Below are 15960 nucleotides of genomic sequence, written 5' to 3'. Positions count from 1 at the left end.
GTGCGTCAATCACATCGCACTCAGGCCACCACGCCACGAGCCACCAGCTCGCGAGCCACCTCACGATATTCCTTCGCCGTTTTGTGTCCGGGCGCGTAAATCGTAATCGGCGCAGCAGCGACCGTGGAATCCGGCAACTTAATCGAACGCGAAATCACCGAATGGAACACCTTGTCTTGGAACGCCTCGTAAATACGTTGCAGCACCTCGTCGCAATGCAAGGTCTTGGTAAACATGGTGACCAACACGCCATCCACCTGCAACTTCGGATTAATGCGGCTGCGTACCTTCTCGATGGACTGCATAAGCAACGCCACACCACGCAACGCGAAGAATTCGGCGGCAACAGGAATCATCACGCCGTCCGCAGCTGCCAGTGCGTTCACCGTCAACAAACCCAGCGATGGCTGGCAGTCAATAATAATCACGTCATACTCATCCTGCACTTGACGCAACACACCGGCCAACACCTGTTCGCGGCCCACTTCCGTCACCAACTGCACTTCCGCAGCCGACAAATCAATATTGGCCGGAATAATGTCCAAGTTTTCAAAATCGGTATGCTGCACCACCTCATGCACATCCATGCCGGGATTGAACAACGCCGTATAAATCGTATGCTCCACCGCATTGGCATTGATGCCCAATCCAACCGTGGCGGCACCCTGCGGATCAAAATCCACAATCAGCACGCGGCGGCCATACTGGCTCAACGCACCGCCGATATTGATGGAACTCGTGGTTTTGCCCACGCCACCCTTTTGATTGCACATGGCGATAACCCTCGCCGGGCCATGCTGCTGCAGCGCCGCCGGAGCGGGAAAAGTCTCATAGGTGCGTCCAAGTAAATCCGTAGGCATAGTGGTTACCTTATCAACTGGTGTGCTCACCGGAGGCGGGCACACATACGTGCCGCCAATAGGCAACGCTCCCTGGCGGCAGCGCGTATCGCCCTCGCCTCGCCATGCTTCAGCCGCCCGTGGCAACGCCATATCCGGTCTCCTTCCATCGGCGCGCGCAGCGCGCCATCATTCTTCACACATGCTACCGCCGAACCCGCCGCGACACCGCCAATGCGACAATAACACACCTTCGCGCGAGTCGGACACACGGGAAGCGCCCCCGACATCTTTTTCCTCAACCTCGCGCCCGCGGATGCGACGTCACATACGTTTGCATCAGCAATTCGGGACTGATATGGGTATACAGCTGCGTGGTGGTGATGCTCGCATGCCCCAACAGTTCCTGCACCGTGCGCACGTCAGCACCGCCTTGAATCAAATGCGTGGCGAACGAATGACGCAACGTATGCGGATGCAAAGGCCTACCCAAACCGGCACGTTCCCCCGCACGTTGCACCACTTCCCACGCCGATTGCCTCGACAACCGCGCGCCGCGCTTGTTCACGAAAACAGCCCGGTATTCCGGCCGCTTCGCACGAGATACCAAGGCATTGCGCCCCTGGCGCACATACCGGTGCATTGCCTCCTGCGCCATAGCGCCATACGGCACCAAACGTTCCTTGTCGCCCTTGCCGAGCAGACGAACCACGCGCTGTTCATCATCCATATCATCAAGGTCAAGCCGTACCAGTTCCGATACACGAGCGCCCGTGGCATACAGCATCTCCAGCAACGCCACGTCCCGCAGCGACACCGGATCGTCGCATCCTTCGCCGGCGGCAGCAATTACCGCAGCCACTTCATCAACACTCAACACATCCGGCAGAACCGACGAACCCTTGGGAGCCTTCACCGCAGCCGCCACATCATCAGCGACCATACCCTCATGCACGGCAAAACGATGCAAGGCATGCACGCTTGCCAGGCGGCGGGCCTTGCTGCGCTCACGTTGACCGGCATCGGCCAACGCAGCCACATACGATTCCACCAGTGATGTATCGACCTGACCGATATCGGACACCCCACGTTCAGCCAACCATGTGGCATACGCGCGGGCATCGGCACGGTACGCAGAGACCGTAGCCTGAGACAAGCCCCTTTCCACGGCGATATACACCACAAAGCGGTCAATGACCTGCGCCATGGTCCACTGCACCATCAGCACCTCCTTACCGACACACCACCGATATATGAGAACGGGCCCCCGACACACGGGAGCCCGTTCTTTGCACGCGAATTATCGCGTCGACTGATGCAATCAGGCGGCAACCGGAGCGTTCACGTCCGCCGGCAAAGCGTTCTTCGCCTCGGCCACGATAGCCTTGAAGGTCTCCGGATCGGACACCGCGAGCTCGGCCAGAGCACGACGATCGAGCTCAATGCCAGCCAGACGCAGGCCCTGGATGAAACGGTTGTACGTGATGCCCTCGGCGCGGACAGCAGCGTTGATGCGCTGGATCCACAGCTTGCGGAAATCACCCTTGCGAGCCTTACGGTCGCGGAAGTTGTAGTTAAACGAGTGCAGCAGCTGTTCCTTGGCCTTACGGTACAGGCGGGAACGCTGGCCACGGTAGCCAGAAGCCCTTTCGAGAACAACGCGACGCTTCTTGTGAGCATTTACTGCGCGCTTGACACGTGCCATATTTTATATCCTCAGCTTTCTTTCAACGACTCAATCAACGGGACGGCTTACAGGCCCAGCAGCTTCTTGATCTTCTTGGCCTGCGCCGGAGCCAGCACCTGGTCGGTGGACAGGGCACGACGCTTACGGGCGGACTTGTGCTCCAGATTGTGACGCATGGCGCTACCCGCCTGCATCAACTTGCCGGAACCAGTGCGACGAATGCGCTTGGAAGCGGCGGAATTAGTTTTCATCTTCGGCATTGCTGCCCTCCTTGGTTGTTGTAGTATTCGCGGACGTCGATACGTTCACCGCAGCCTTGGCAACGGCAGCCGCCTTGGCCTGGGCTTCCTGCTTGGCCGCCAAGCGCGCCGCCTGACGCGCCTGCCTCTCGGCACGGGATTCCGCACCGCGACGACGCTGCTCGGACTGCGCGTGCACCTTCTTACCCTTAGGCGCCAACGTCATGATGATGTTGCGCCCCTCCTGCTTGGGAGCGGACTCCACTGTGCCCAAATCCTCCACCTGCTCGGCAAGACGCTGCAGCAACTCGACGCCGCCAATCGGGCGGGACTGCTCGCGGCCGCGCAGCATGATGGTGACCTTCACCTTGTCGCCGCCGTTGAGGAATCGTGCAACATGACCCTTCTTCACGTCGAAGTCATGGTCGTCGATTTTCAGACGGAAACGAATCTCCTTAATTTCTGCCGTGCTCTGGTTGCGGCGAGCTTCACGAGCCTTGATCTTCTCGTTGTACTTGAACTTGCCGTAATCGATGAGCTTGGCGACCGGAGGCTTCGCGTTAGGCGCCACCTCGACGAGATCGAGGTTCGCTTCCTTCGCCAGATTCAGAGCGACGGAGGTTGCGATAACCCCCACCTGCTCGCCTTTCGGGCCGATCAGGCGTACTTGGGAGACGCGAATCTCGTCGTTAATGCGTGGTTCGTCGCTGATGATGACTCCAATCCTCATATTCCGTAGCGGACCCATGTGGATGCCCGATACCACTCCGCGCTCATAACATCGTCACGTTGGATACATCCAACAGGCGCATCGACAATACATCATCGCCGAACCGCACGGCCATATGCCATGCAGGTCATGAACCCGAAGCCGCAACAGGCCTCCAGGTGGGGGTTTCCCGCTTTCTTGATTACTCAAGCCTTGGTCAGTGTAGCACACCCCTAGACCAAGCACATCATACGGCAAGTTTCAGTGGCCTCGGCTTGAATCCGTCCTGGATGAAATAAACGTCATACCATACAAGGAATACAAACACCGTCCAGATACGCCGCCGGTCATCCGTACGTCCGGCGTAGTTGTCATCCACCATACGCAACAGACGCTCGCGATCGAAGAACCGATCGGCAGATTCTCCGGAAAACACACCACGTACAACGCGGTAATACCGTTCCTCGCGTAGCCAGTCTCTAATGGGGATCGGGAAACCTAGTTTCTCACGGTCGTACCAATCCCGGGGAATATGCCGTGCCGCAGCACGACGAAATGCATATTTGGTATTGGCGTCCGTAATCAGATACTTGGTCGGCACCTGCTGAGCAACAGCCATGAGTTCCTTATCCAACAAAGGCACACGTAACTCCAATGAATGCGCCATGGTGAGTTTGTCTGCCTTAAGCAAGATATCCCCCGGCATCCACTGATGCATATCCAAATACTGCTTCTTCTTGAGTTCGCTCATTGCCTTACCGGCGAGACGCCCGTATATACGGGACACGATATCACGCACGGTGGGAGCATTATGGAACCGTGGTTTGACCAACGCATCAGCCTGTTCGGGACTGAACACTTCCGCCTGTCCGATAAAGGATTCCTCAGCGGGCGCCAAATTTGCATACAGATGCCACGATCCGGGAAACCGGTGATGATGGGCGAAGCACGCAATCGCATGACGCATTACGGACGGCGCGTGAGTCAATGCCCGGGTCACCATTTTGATGAGTTTGGATTTGGTGTGGACACCGTAATCGATATAACCACCAAATAACTCGTCGGCCCCCTCACCGCTTAACACCACGCGCAGATCACGGCTGGCCAACTCAGAGAGGAAATACAACGGCACGCAACTCGGATTGGCATCCGGCTCATCAAGATGCCATTGAATAAGCGGAATCGCGGCAAAAGCCTCATCACCATCCAAGGTCCTCGTAGTATTATGCAAGCCTATAAGCGACGCCAGCTCCGACGCCTGTCGAGATTCGTTGTATTTGCCTGTTCCAAATCCAATGGAATACGTATGCTCGGGACGCGCAACCGATGCGACATAGCTGGAGTCGACACCGCTGGACAGGAACGATCCCACTTCCACATCGGCTATCTGATGGGCATGCACTGAATCGCAGACTGTCCGATCGATAGCATCCACCACTTCATCCAGCGACTGTTTGGATTCGGTATATGACTCGTCGTAATACCGGCGAATATGCAACGTGCCGTCAGCGTAGGTGAAGCAATGTCCTTCCGGAAGTCTAAATACCCCTTTGAAAAATGTCTCCGGCAACGCCGAATACTGGAAAGTGAGATACGGGCGCAGCGCCTGGTCATTGAACTCCTTGACAAAGTCCGGATGACGCAACAAACTCTTGATTTCGGAAGCATACATGAACGTACCGTTCATCTGCGCATAGTACAGCGGCTTGATGCCGAAATGATCACGCGCACCAAACAACGTGCGCGTACGCGAATTCCAGATGACAAAGGCGAACATGCCCCGAAGCCGACGGAGCACATCTTCGCCCCATTGCTCATAGCCATGCAGCACGACCTCGGTATCGGCTTGCGTGGTAAACACATGTCCGGCCGCAATCAATGCTCTTCGCAACTCGCGAAAATTATAAATCTCGCCATTAAACGTGATGGCCATCGAATGGTCTTCGTTGTATATCGGCTGGTCCCCTCCCTCCAAGTCGATGATACTTAACCGTCGGAATCCTAACCCCGCATGCGCATCGATGTGAATGCCACACGAATCCGGCCCCCGATGCGCTATGGCATCCGTCATCTCTTGCAATATCCTGCGTTTGTGATCCTCGTCATCATCATTGACAAAACCAGCGATGCCACACATACGCCTCTACCCCCTTTATCAGCAGTATACTGAAGGCTCACCGAAGAGCCGCTTACAGAAATCTGGATGCCCTCACCTCGCCAGTCTACACTGTATCCCCACAGCTGATAGCTCAATGTGCAGAACATACACACGGAACATCGACACATCGTACGCGTCACGATCCCACCACCGCTACATGCACCCGTATATACTCATATATACTCAACGGCATCGCATATATCTCCAACGCCACTATGCCACCTTTTCACTGCGCAAGGAGCAAGCCATGGCTGATTTGCCAAGCCCCCAAGCAATGCCGAGCGCCGACGGCGGCACTCTTACCGCCCGACAGGCACGATTCGTGCTGGTGCTTGCGGCCGCACTCTGGGGAGGAAGCTACGCCACTGCCAAAATCGCCATGCAAGCCGTGGGCGTCCAATGGCTGCTTGCCTGCCGATTGCTGCTTGCCGCGGCATTCACCTACGCCATATTCCATCGCCGTATCCGCTCCTGGCTTACACGCCGCTTCATCATTCCGGCATTGGTGGTGGGCTTCACCTACTATGCCTGTTTTCTGCTGCAAATGATCGGCCTGACCACCATCGAGTCCGGCCGCAGCGCCTTCCTTACCGCCGCCTACTGCGTTATCGTCCCGTTCGTGTCGTGGATCGCCACCCGGCAACGCCCCCGGCCGCAACATCTGATCGGCGCGGCGGCATGCCTGGCCGGCGTCGGATTCGTGTCCATGAGTTCGGGACTAGGCACCTTCGCCATTGCCGCCGGCGACTGGCTCACGCTGGCTTGCGCCGCCATTTACGCAGTATGCCTGGTCGCCCTCGGCATCTACGGGCAGCGCATCGACCCAATAGCGCTCACCTTCGGTGAATTCCTTGTCTCGGGCGCGTGCTGCCTTGTCGGTGCGGCGTTCACCGAACCATTGCCGCATCCCACCCACCTTGACTTGACCACCATCGCCTCGTTGGTCTATCTGCTGTTCGGCGCCACCATTGGCGCACAAGGCTTGCAAAATCTTGCATTGCCACGTGTTCCCGCCACACAATCATCCATTATTCTGTGCTTGGAAAGCGTCTTCAGCCTGCTAGTCGCCGTCCTTCTGATGGGCGAACAGGTCACGCTTACCGCCGGCATTGGCTTTGCATTGGTATTCGGGGCAATCCTGATCAGCCAAATCCCTTCTTCGCACAGCGCGGACTAATCCTCCCTACTTCGCTCAGCCTCGCAGTCACGGCTTGCGATACAGTATCAGCCATGAGCAAGGTATGCGTGATATTCGGAGCGGGCGACTACCCCGCCACGTCCGACACAACCGTAACCGCCACAACATGCGACAATGCCGCGCCGTTGGTCATCGCCGCCGACGGAGGCCTGGATCAGGCACGCCACTATGGGTACACACCGCATCTGGTTGTCGGCGACTTCGATTCGGTTCGCCACGATGTCCATGACTTGCCCGACAGCGTGGAAATTCACCGACTGCCGGCCGCCAAAGACCATACGGACATGCACCAGGCCGCCGTGCTGGGCTGGCAACGCGGATGCCGCGTATTTCATATCTACGGAGCGCTGGGCGGACGGCTTGATCACAGCATCGCCAATATGCAGCTCATCGCCCACATCGCGCGCAGCGGCGGCGCAGCATTCATTCACGGCGACGGCGTCGTGCTCACCGCGTTGCATAACGCTTCCCTCACGTTTGCCGCCAACCATCTGCCCGCGGGCAGCATGGTGTCGGTATTCTCCCACGACGATGCCAGCCACGGCGTCAGCATCGAAGGACTTAAATACGAAGTGCATGACGTTGACCTGTACAACGACCACGCATTGGGCGTCAGCAATGAATTCGTCGACGGACTTGCCTGCAGTATCAGCGCGCGCGAAGGCACCCTGATGGTCACCTACCCGCAAACCGCCCCGACCCCTCACTGGCAAGGCACTGTTCGCGCCGCCGACAGCCTGGGGCCTTTGGACATCGCGGTATCAACACTGCTCAACGCCGCAGCGACGCACTAAAACCATATTCACGCGCGGCGTCGGTCCCATCTGCCGCACCGCGCCTCCACAGCGTTTTGCCCCGCATGACGATTTACCAGCTATCATCCATGTCGTGAGCGCTCACACCCCTGTAACCCCCTATCTGGCAACGCCACGCCATAGGCGATATCGCGATGGACGGAAGTACAGGCGGCGCACTACAGTGAACCTTGTTGGTACACAACGGCCACCGCCGCTCGCGGCTCGCCGCGGCACGGTGTGGCCTACCCTCAAGGGAGAATTACATGACAGTTAAGATTGGCATCAACGGCTTTGGCCGTATCGGTCGTCTCGCTTTCCGCCGCATTTTCGAACTGCAGCAGAAGGGCGGCCAGGCTGGCGACATCGAAGTGACCGCCATCAACGATCTGACTTCGCCTTCGGCTCTCGCGTACCTGCTCAAGTATGACAGCACGCACGGCACCTTCAAGCACGTCGACGGCACCCCGGTCGAGGTCTCCGCCACCGATTCCGCCATCGTAGTGGACGGCAAGGAGTACCCGGTGTACGCCGAGCCCGACGCGAACAACATCCCGTGGGTGAAGAACGACGGCGTCGAGTTCGTGCTCGAATGCACCGGCTTCTACACCTCTGCCGAGAAGTCGCAGGCCCACCTGAACGCCGGCGCCAAGAAGGTGCTCATCTCCGCTCCGGCCAAGGACGACACCACACCGACCGTCGTGTTCGGCGTGAACCACGACATCCTCAAGGCTTCCGACAACATCGTGTCCGCCGGCTCCTGCACGACCAACTCCATGGCCGCCATGGTGAAGCTGCTCAACGACAACTGGGGCATCAAGGTCGGCTTCATGACCACGATCCACGCCTACACCGGCACCCAGATGATCCTCGACGGCCCGCGCGGCAAGAAGAACGGCCGCGATCTGCGCGCCGCCGCCATCAACACCATCGCCCATTCCACCGGCGCTGCCAAGGCGATCGGCAAGGTGGTTCCCGAGGTCGACGGCAAACTGCAGGGCCACGCCCAGCGCATCCAGGTTCCGGACGGCTCCGTCACCGAGCTGACCTCCGTGCTGGAGAAGCCAGTCACCGCCGACGAGATCAACGAAGCCTTCAAGAAGGCCTTCGCTGACTGCGAGTACTTCGGCTACAACGCCGATGGTATCGTCTCCGGCGACATCGTCGGCGACACCCACGGCGGCGTGTTCGATCCGACGCAGACCGACGTCAACGAAGTGGACGGCACCCACATGGTGCGCACCGTCTCCTTCTACGACAACGAGTACGGCTTCACCTCCAACATGGTGCGTACGCTGCTGTACTTCGCCGAGATCTCCGAGTGAGACTGCAGGTGTGCCTGACAAGTCAGACACACCGACCAACGTCAAGGGCCGGTATCATGCGATGCCGGCCCTTCGTTATGCCGCCGTCATAGGTATATGCCCGTCACCAGCATGCCTTCGGCACGGCACATCCGCGAACGTTGGACGATCCTTCCTCGTGCCGCTTAGCGCGATGCCTGGCGCAATTGCGACGGCAACACAAAATGCATGGTTTCCTTGATGGTTTCGATGGTGGAAACGCTTGTGTACCCACGCCCCTTCAGCGCCTCGATGACGCCAGCAACCAGTTCGTCGGGCACGGACGCACCCGATGAAATACCCACCGTACGCACGCCGTCAAACCATTCGTCACGTAATTCGAAGGCATCATCCACACGACGAGCCTTGCCACGACCTGTCATATTGTCATCCGTCTCGCCCGCGAAACGTTCGCTGAGCTTATCCTGCGCCACTTCCACCAAGCGCACCGAGTTGGAGGAATTCGCCGAGCCGACGATCACCACACAATCTGACTGCTCCGCCACCAACGTCACCGCCGCCTGACGGTTGGACGTCGCATAGCATATATCCGAGGTAGCAGGCTCCTCAATCCACGGGAAGCGCCGCTTCAGCGCGGCAATGGTCTCCGCCGTCTCGTCCACGCTCAATGTTGTTTGCGTCAGCAGCACCAGCTTGGTGCCTTCGGCGAAGGGCAGCGACGCCACATCCTGCGCACGCTCGATGAGATGCACGTGTTCGGGAGCCTCACCGATCACTCCCACAGCTTCGTCGTGGCCTTCATGCCCGATGTAGACCACTTCATAGCCTTCACGCACAAATCGCAGCACCTCGCGATGCACCTTGCTCACCAACGGACAGGTGGCATCCACAATATGGATACCCCGACGACGGGCTTCCTCCTGCACCGCCGGCGAGACGCCATGCGCCGAAAACACCACCGGCACTCCGGCATCAACCGCTTCCTGCGGAATCTCATCGAGCTCCTCAACGAATACGGCGCCACGAGCGGACAGCTCGTCCACCACATGACGGTTGTGTACAATCTGTCGACGCACGTACACCGGAGGCAGGGCGTCACCAGGTTTGCGCCGCGACGTCTTCACAATGGTTTCCACGGTCAGGATGGCCCGATCAACGCCCGCGCAAAAACCCCGTGGATCGGCAAGGATGATGCGCCCTGCATGGTCAGCCGTCATGGTTTCCGCTCCTTACTGCGATGGTGGCAACGCCGACACTGCACGCCGGCCTTAGCCATCATAACCAGCCGACGGGCCCGCAATCCGCCGCACACCCATTCTTCACGCTTCGCACGCGACGGCACGCGCGTCGCCGCCATCATCGAAATTGTAGCGCTACAATTATGAACAACAACGATGAAGTTCATGTCTTTCGCACAGCAGCGAAACACCGAACTCCATCTCCGACGACAACACCACGCAAGGAGCGACATGACCACACCGAACGCTTACGGATTCACACTGCACGACCACAGCCTGACCTGGACCGGCGACGGCGAATATCTGCGCGTCGACCCCTGGGGCGCAAACAGCCTCCGCGTACGCGCACGCCTTATGACCCCACCCGAAGACACCACCTGGGCCCTGCTCGACCAGCCCTTTGACGACAGCGCTTTTTCCTGCACCATCGACGACGGAACTGCCGCCCTGCGATACGGGGACATCACCGCAGTGCTGCACGCCGACGCCGACGCCGACGCCAACGGATGCCGCCTGCACTTCCTCAACCAACACGGCGACACCCTCCTGCAAGAGGCAGGCGACGGCGGTGCCCTACGCTGGCGGGCGCGCGCGCATCATCCCACCGAGTACGGCACCGCATCCCCCAGCGTCACCTTCGTCAGCCCGCACCATGAGCATCTGTACGGCATGGGCGAATACCAGCAGCCCATCATGGACCTCAAAGGTTCCACGTTGGAACTCGCCCACCGCAACTCGCAGGTCAGCGTGCCCTTCGTCGTATCCAGCGCCGGATACGGCTTCCTATGGCACAATCCGGCCGTAGGCGAGGTCAGCTTCGGCCGTAACCGCACCACCTGGACCGCAGGTGCCAGTGACCAAATCGACTACTGGATCACCGCGGCGGACACTCCCGCCCGTATCCTCGCCCAATATGCCAACGCCACCGGCCATGCCCCCATGATGCCTGACTGGGGCATGGGATTTTGGCAGTGCAAACTGCGCTACTGGAATCAAGAGCAGCTGCTGGAAACCGCGCGCCGCTTCCACCGAGAAGGCATCCCGCTCGACCTCATCGTCATCGATTTCTTCCACTGGCCGCTGATGGGCGATTTCCGCTTCGACGAGGAATTCTGGCCCAACCCCAAGGCCATGTGCGACGAGCTACACAACATGGGCGTCAAAGTCATGGTGTCCGTCTGTCCGCAAATCGACCTGGAGTCCGAAAACCACGGCACCATGAAACGCCGCAACTTCCTCGCCAAAACGCGCCAGGGCAAAGACGTCGGCATGTGGTGGCCGCGTGACAGCCAGTTCTTCGACGCCACCAATCCCGAAGCGCGCGAATTCGTATGGGACCTATGCCGCCGCAACTACGCCGACCTCGGCATCGACGCCTTCTGGCTGGACGAAGCCGAACCAGAGTGGGGCGGCGACTATGATTACGCGCACTACCTGTTCCATGCCGGCCCGGTGCACAAGGTAGGCAACATCTATCCCCAGCTGTACGCGAAGACCTTCTACGACGGACAGCAGCGCATGGGACGGCAGGGACAAACCGTAAGCCTCGCCCGCGCGGCCTGGGCGGGATCGCAGCGATACGGCGCCCTGGTATGGAGCGGCGACGTGCATTCCACCTTCGATGACCTCAAGGCCCAAATCACCTGCGCCATCCACATGGGCATGGCCGGCATCCCCTGGTTCACCACCGACATGGGCGGCTTCATGGGCGGCGACATCACCACGGATGCCTTCAAGGAATTGTACATGCGCTGGTGCCAGTTCTCCTGCTTCAGCCCCGTAATGCGCAACCATGGCGACCGTGGCCCCAGCTCGCATCCGGTGCTCGACCAACGTGGCAACGCCATCACACACGTGCATACCGGCGATGACAACGAACCCTGGAGCTTCGGCCCCGAAGTGGAACGCGTGGTACGCCATTACATCGACGTGCGCGAGGCGATGCGACCCCACACGCGCGAACTGTTCGAACAAGCCCACGAATCCGGCCAGCCCATAGTGCGCGGCCTGTTCTACGAGTTCCCCAACGACGAGACGACATCCGACATCGCCGACGAATACCTCTTCGGCCCGGACATCCTCGTGGCACCGGTCACCGAAGCAGGCGCCACCGCACGCCGCGTCTACCTGCCCGAAGGAGCCACCTGGACCGATGTGCGCACCGGCAACGCCATCGAAGGAGGCACCTGGGTGCAGGCCGACGCTCCCATCGATGTCGTGCCACTCTATGCCCGTGACGGACGCGACCACGGCCTGGCCGATATACTGTGACCATGACGACACTCGATGATGTGGCACGGCTGGCCGGCGTCTCACGGATGACGGCGTCCAATGCGCTGCGCGGCAAAACCTGCGTACGTCGGCAAACCGCGCAGCGCGTACTGCAAGCCGCCCGCCAGCTGGACTACCGACCCGATCTTGCCGCCAGACGGCTCAGTTCGGGCCGCAGCCACATCATCGGACTGTCCGTGGCCGACTTCGACCTCATTTTCCCCGCCGACCTCGCGGCCTGCCTCTCCGATGAGGCGGGCCGACGCGGATATCAGGTGCTCGCCCAGCAAACCCGATGCTCGCAAGATAGCGAGCGCACCATGCTGGACCATGCCGTGGCGCAGCTCTGCGACGGCGCCGTGGTCTGCTGGCCGTCAAGCGACGTGGAAGCCCTGACCCGATACGCCGCCGCGCACCCTTTGGTGGTGCTCGACGGCTTTGCTATGAGCGCCAGCGTCGACTGCGTACTGACGCCATGCCGCGCCGGCATGGCGTCCGCCATGGACCATCTGTTGCAACAAGGCTATCGCCGACCCATCATCATCGGCGCCAACCCCGACGAGGCGTTTGCGTCCCCACCGAACACCTCGTCCGGCTTGCGCCTGCATGGCGCGTTGGATGCGCTGAAGCGGCACGGCGTCGCTTTCCGCGAGGACATGGTGATCGCCTGTGGATGGGATCGGGAACAAGGCTATGTCGTCACCGCGGACCTCATCGCGCGCAACGTACCGTTCGACGCGCTGTGCTGCCTGAACGATCCGATAGCCATAGGCGCGCTCAAGGCCTTGTCTGACGCCAAGATGAACGTACCTCGGGATGTGGCCGTCATCGGTTTCGACGGGGTCAGGGACGGCCAATACACCACTCCAGGCCTATCCAGCATCGTCATCGACCCGGCCGTCACCGCCCGGGCCTGTCTCGATTTGCTGCTCTCCCGACTCGAGCATCGGGACACCACACTGGCGCCACGTACCCAAGAGTTGCCATACACCCTGGCGCGCCGCGGCAGTGCCGAACGCGCCGCATAGCGTTGCGAGCAGCGATTTGTTGCCGTGCATTCGCGCGTTTGAACCGTGACGGCAGTAGGATGGTGAGCGGTAACATTTTCAATACTCACTATGGGAGTGATTATGAGCAAGACCGGCATTTCGCCACGTTCGGGACATCAATACACCATTAGCCACGGCGACTACCACGCCACCATCACCCAAGTTGGCGCTACATTGCGCCGCCTGACTTATCAGGGTGAGGACATCGTCGTGCCGTTGGGCGCGGACGATCTGGTCACCTGCTGCCACGGGCAAATCCTCATCCCGTTCCCCAACCGCATCGAAGACGGCACCTACACCTTCGAAGGCAAGACCTACACGCTGCCCATCGACGAGCATGACCGCAACAATGCCATCCACGGCTACGGCTACCGCAGCGCATGGGAGCTGATCAGCCTGAACGAAACCTCCGTCACCCTCTCCTGGCGTGTGCCCAACATGAACGGTTACCCCTTCGACGTCATCGTGTTCGCCGCCTATGAATTGGACGACGACGGACTGCACCTGAACGTCACCGCCATGAACAACGGAGACGTCAACGCACCGTGGGCGTTGGCCATCCACCCCTGGCTTGCCAACGGATTCAACGGATACGGCGACGAAATCGACGGCCACAACGCGCAATGCCGACTCACCGTGCCCGCCGACACACACGTCACCGTCAACGACCGCCTGCTGCCCACGGGCACCGAGCCGGTGGATGGTACCAAGTACGACTTGCGCACCAACCCGCTGCTCACCGAACAGCCCTTTGACGACGCCTGGACCGACCTGCACCACGATGCCGACGGTACCGTCACCGCAGTGTTCACCCGACCCGACGGCCTGCAGGTGCGTGTGGGCGGCGATGACACCATCACCTCGTTCCAAGTGTGCACCGGCACCGGTTTCCCCGCCGAGTCACACCCGGCAGGTGTGGCCGTCGAACCGCAAACCGCCTACGCCAACGCCTTCAACACCGGCAATGAGCTTATCGTCATCAAGCCCGGCGAACACACCAGCACCCGCCTGTTCATCAAGGCCAACCGCGCGTGAAGCACCACAGGACTTGTGAACGTCCCGACAATGTGCAACAATGCGGAAGGCTTATTAATCAGTAGTAAAGGAGTCCATCATGGGCATGCGCGGACGTAAGCGCAAGGATCGCCGTAAGAAGGCCGCCAACCACGGCAAGAGGCCAAACGCCTGATTCTTGTCGGTGCAACGCACCACACAACCATGAACCCCGACAGTGCACAGGCTGCACCGGCGGGGTTCTCGTATATGCCCTTGGTATGTCTCACATTGCCATCAATATGCGAGCGCCACCAGCCAATGCATCGTAGACAACGACTGACTTCTCCCGCGCAACAGGCCGCACGGCCGTCGGACGCTAGTCGCACTCCCCGCAGCAGCGATCCAGCATCTCACGCAAACGACGGCGCAAACATTCCGGCGCTTGGTCGGGACGCAAATAATTACGCATCAAGGCGATCACCTCACGCTCGTATTCGTCGCAACAGCGTTCCGGATCGAAACAGTCGCCATCTTCCACGGACATTACGTGAATATCCGTGCGCGTCGTCACACCATCGCGGTCATGACGAACCACCGCAACATGACTATGCCGTTCCACCGAGCCACCCATGACCGCTCCTTTCCTCAAGGACGTCCCTGCGTCCATTATCGCCCTTGCCCCTCACCGACGTTCGCAGATGGTGAACGCCGCAGCTGGCTGCCATCCACCGCATCCGCCGCACCACCGGACGCCGACTGCCGGCCGTCCCACACACGATCAGATGCGCCACCGGCCGGTGTACGACCATACCCGCGCTCATGGCCATATGCCGCAAGTTCGCGTTTCAACTGCGTTCTGGCGCGGTTCAGCCGACTCATCACCGTACCAATCTTCACGCCTTGCTCGTCCGCCACCTGCTGATAGGTTTTGCCATCAATGGCCGTGTCAATGAACACCTGCCGACGTTCGGGAGACAACCGGCCCAACGCCGCCACAATCTCTTCGGGAGCGAACGTATCAAGATACTGCTGCTCGGCGGATTTCAGTCCTTCGGAAGTATGTCCCGACGCCGTGTAGATATCCCAATCGTCATATTCGCCAGTAGCATCGTTGGACCGTTGTGGACGACGCTTCGCCTTGGCATATTGATTGAAATACACGTTGCGCTCAATGGTCATCATCCACGCTTCGATATTGGTGCCCGGCTCAAACGAATCAAAGGCCTTGAACGCACGCTCAAACGTATCCTGCACCAAATCCTGCGCATCATCGGTATTATTCGTAAACTTCATCGCCTGGCGGTACAACGCATTCACCGCCGGCATCGCTAACCGCTCGAACCATCGCCGTCGCTCTCCCAAGGTTTCCCGCCGCTCATCAGTCACAATGCCATTGTATCCATGTCGTACAAGCGGCGCGTATGCGCAATTGTGAGGATACTTGACATATCTGGCCGCCCACGTCGGTGGCACTCGAG

The 15960-nt window shown here is 59.6% G+C and carries 16 protein-coding genes; 7 read left to right on the top strand and 9 right to left on the bottom strand.

The window, feature by feature from the left end; all coding sequences use genetic code 11:
• Positions 1 to 20 precede the first annotated feature (20 nt).
• From AC1AWK_RS01875 to asnB, 6 genes are all read right to left on the bottom strand, one after another.
• Positions 21 to 860 (bottom strand): ParA family protein, encoded by an 840-nt coding sequence (locus AC1AWK_RS01875; RefSeq protein ID WP_476569529.1) that lies wholly within the window; start codon positions 858 to 860, stop codon positions 21 to 23.
• Positions 861 to 1137: 277 nt separating this feature from the next.
• Entirely contained in the window at positions 1138 to 2061 is a 924-nt protein-coding gene (xerD, locus tag AC1AWK_RS01870) for a site-specific tyrosine recombinase XerD (RefSeq protein ID WP_476567653.1), read from the bottom strand.
• A 99-nt stretch (positions 2062 to 2160) separates the two neighbouring features.
• Positions 2161 to 2544, bottom strand: coding sequence for a 50S ribosomal protein L20 (gene rplT, locus AC1AWK_RS01865; protein ID WP_476567652.1), 384 nt, complete (start codon positions 2542 to 2544; stop codon positions 2161 to 2163).
• A 47-nt stretch (positions 2545 to 2591) separates the two neighbouring features.
• The gene (gene rpmI, locus AC1AWK_RS01860; RefSeq protein ID WP_476567650.1) at positions 2592 to 2786 is read right to left on the bottom strand and encodes a 50S ribosomal protein L35; all 195 of its coding nucleotides are present in this window, start codon (positions 2784 to 2786) and stop codon (positions 2592 to 2594) included.
• A complete protein-coding gene (infC, locus tag AC1AWK_RS01855) occupies positions 2767 to 3495 on the bottom strand; it encodes a translation initiation factor IF-3 (RefSeq protein WP_476567648.1) in 729 nt (242 codons plus the stop codon). Before infC ends, rpmI begins: the two co-directional genes overlap by 20 nt.
• Positions 3496 to 3721: 226 nt before the next feature.
• Positions 3722 to 5611, bottom strand: coding sequence for an asparagine synthase (glutamine-hydrolyzing) (gene asnB, locus AC1AWK_RS01850; protein WP_476567646.1), 1890 nt, complete (start codon positions 5609 to 5611; stop codon positions 3722 to 3724).
• Between the two features lie 268 nt (positions 5612 to 5879).
• Between asnB and AC1AWK_RS01845 the strand changes: the two genes are divergently transcribed.
• The 3 genes from AC1AWK_RS01845 to gap all read left to right on the top strand — a co-directional run bounded on the left by AC1AWK_RS01845 (position 5880) and on the right by gap (position 8949).
• Positions 5880 to 6809 carry a DMT family transporter gene (locus AC1AWK_RS01845; RefSeq protein ID WP_476567644.1) on the top strand — a complete coding sequence of 310 codons (930 nt, stop codon included), beginning with the start codon at positions 5880 to 5882 and terminating at the stop codon, positions 6807 to 6809.
• Between the two features lie 53 nt (positions 6810 to 6862).
• Entirely contained in the window at positions 6863 to 7624 is a 762-nt protein-coding gene (locus AC1AWK_RS01840) for a thiamine diphosphokinase (RefSeq protein WP_476567642.1), read from the top strand.
• Positions 7625 to 7890: 266 nt separating this feature from the next.
• A complete protein-coding gene (gap, locus tag AC1AWK_RS01835; protein WP_476567640.1) occupies positions 7891 to 8949 on the top strand; it encodes a type I glyceraldehyde-3-phosphate dehydrogenase in 1059 nt (352 codons plus the stop codon).
• 164 nt (positions 8950 to 9113) lie between these two features.
• Here gap and AC1AWK_RS01830 read toward each other — a convergent pair whose 3' ends face one another.
• The gene (locus AC1AWK_RS01830) at positions 9114 to 10145 is read right to left on the bottom strand and encodes a 4-hydroxy-3-methylbut-2-enyl diphosphate reductase (RefSeq protein WP_476567638.1); all 1032 of its coding nucleotides are present in this window, start codon (positions 10143 to 10145) and stop codon (positions 9114 to 9116) included.
• Between the two features lie 252 nt (positions 10146 to 10397).
• On the opposite strand from AC1AWK_RS01830, the gene AC1AWK_RS01825 reads away from it, so the two are divergent.
• The 4 genes from AC1AWK_RS01825 to AC1AWK_RS01810 all read left to right on the top strand — a co-directional run bounded on the left by AC1AWK_RS01825 (position 10398) and on the right by AC1AWK_RS01810 (position 14675).
• On the top strand, positions 10398 to 12437 hold the full coding sequence (locus AC1AWK_RS01825; RefSeq protein WP_476567636.1) for a glycoside hydrolase family 31 protein: 2040 nt from the start codon (positions 10398 to 10400) through the stop codon (positions 12435 to 12437).
• 2 nt (positions 12438 to 12439) lie between these two features.
• Positions 12440 to 13465 carry a LacI family DNA-binding transcriptional regulator gene (locus AC1AWK_RS01820; protein ID WP_476567634.1) on the top strand — a complete coding sequence of 342 codons (1026 nt, stop codon included), beginning with the start codon at positions 12440 to 12442 and terminating at the stop codon, positions 13463 to 13465.
• Between the two features lie 102 nt (positions 13466 to 13567).
• Complete coding sequence (locus AC1AWK_RS01815) at positions 13568 to 14521, top strand: aldose 1-epimerase family protein (RefSeq protein ID WP_476567632.1); 954 nt, start codon at positions 13568 to 13570, stop codon at positions 14519 to 14521.
• A 79-nt stretch (positions 14522 to 14600) separates the two neighbouring features.
• Positions 14601 to 14675, top strand: a complete 75-nt coding sequence (locus AC1AWK_RS01810) for a 50S ribosomal protein bL37 (RefSeq protein ID WP_003817083.1) — start codon at positions 14601 to 14603, stop codon at positions 14673 to 14675.
• Between the two features lie 183 nt (positions 14676 to 14858).
• Here the strand turns inward: AC1AWK_RS01810 and AC1AWK_RS01805 are convergent, their stop codons facing one another.
• Together AC1AWK_RS01805 and AC1AWK_RS01800 are read right to left on the bottom strand one after the other, a co-directional pair.
• Positions 14859 to 15113, bottom strand: coding sequence for a hypothetical protein (locus tag AC1AWK_RS01805; RefSeq protein ID WP_476567630.1), 255 nt, complete (start codon positions 15111 to 15113; stop codon positions 14859 to 14861).
• Between the two features lie 35 nt (positions 15114 to 15148).
• A complete protein-coding gene (locus AC1AWK_RS01800; RefSeq protein WP_476569528.1) occupies positions 15149 to 15808 on the bottom strand; it encodes a sigma-70 family RNA polymerase sigma factor in 660 nt (219 codons plus the stop codon).
• Positions 15809 to 15960: the final 152 nt, after the last annotated feature.

This window comes from Bifidobacterium sp. LH_491 (assembly GCF_056356495.1).
The sequence above is the reverse complement of the archived record's forward strand: the minus strand, read 5'-3'. Positions and strand labels throughout refer to the sequence as shown.

Bases quoted from the DNA above. Each gene is read 5' to 3' on its own strand.
- AC1AWK_RS01825 (WP_476567636.1), top strand. From the start codon at position 10,398: ATGACCACACCGAACGCTTACGGATTCACACTGCACGACCACAGCCTG.
- infC (WP_476567648.1), bottom strand. From the start codon at position 3,495: ATGAGGATTGGAGTCATCATCAGCGACGAACCACGCATTAACGACGAG.
- AC1AWK_RS01830 (WP_476567638.1), bottom strand. From the start codon at position 10,145: ATGACGGCTGACCATGCAGGGCGCATCATCCTTGCCGATCCACGGGGT.
- AC1AWK_RS01815 (WP_476567632.1), top strand. From the start codon at position 13,568: ATGAGCAAGACCGGCATTTCGCCACGTTCGGGACATCAATACACCATT.
- AC1AWK_RS01805 (WP_476567630.1), bottom strand. From the start codon at position 15,113: ATGGGTGGCTCGGTGGAACGGCATAGTCATGTTGCGGTGGTTCGTCAT.
- AC1AWK_RS01875 (WP_476569529.1), bottom strand. From the start codon at position 860: ATGCCTACGGATTTACTTGGACGCACCTATGAGACTTTTCCCGCTCCG.
- rpmI (WP_476567650.1), bottom strand. From the start codon at position 2,786: ATGCCGAAGATGAAAACTAATTCCGCCGCTTCCAAGCGCATTCGTCGC.
- xerD (WP_476567653.1), bottom strand. From the start codon at position 2,061: ATGGTGCAGTGGACCATGGCGCAGGTCATTGACCGCTTTGTGGTGTAT.
- AC1AWK_RS01820 (WP_476567634.1), top strand. From the start codon at position 12,440: ATGACGACACTCGATGATGTGGCACGGCTGGCCGGCGTCTCACGGATG.
- AC1AWK_RS01845 (WP_476567644.1), top strand. From the start codon at position 5,880: ATGGCTGATTTGCCAAGCCCCCAAGCAATGCCGAGCGCCGACGGCGGC.
- gap (WP_476567640.1), top strand. From the start codon at position 7,891: ATGACAGTTAAGATTGGCATCAACGGCTTTGGCCGTATCGGTCGTCTC.
- AC1AWK_RS01840 (WP_476567642.1), top strand. From the start codon at position 6,863: ATGAGCAAGGTATGCGTGATATTCGGAGCGGGCGACTACCCCGCCACG.
- AC1AWK_RS01800 (WP_476569528.1), bottom strand. From the start codon at position 15,808: ATGCCGGCGGTGAATGCGTTGTACCGCCAGGCGATGAAGTTTACGAAT.
- asnB (WP_476567646.1), bottom strand. From the start codon at position 5,611: ATGTGTGGCATCGCTGGTTTTGTCAATGATGATGACGAGGATCACAAA.
- rplT (WP_476567652.1), bottom strand. From the start codon at position 2,544: ATGGCACGTGTCAAGCGCGCAGTAAATGCTCACAAGAAGCGTCGCGTT.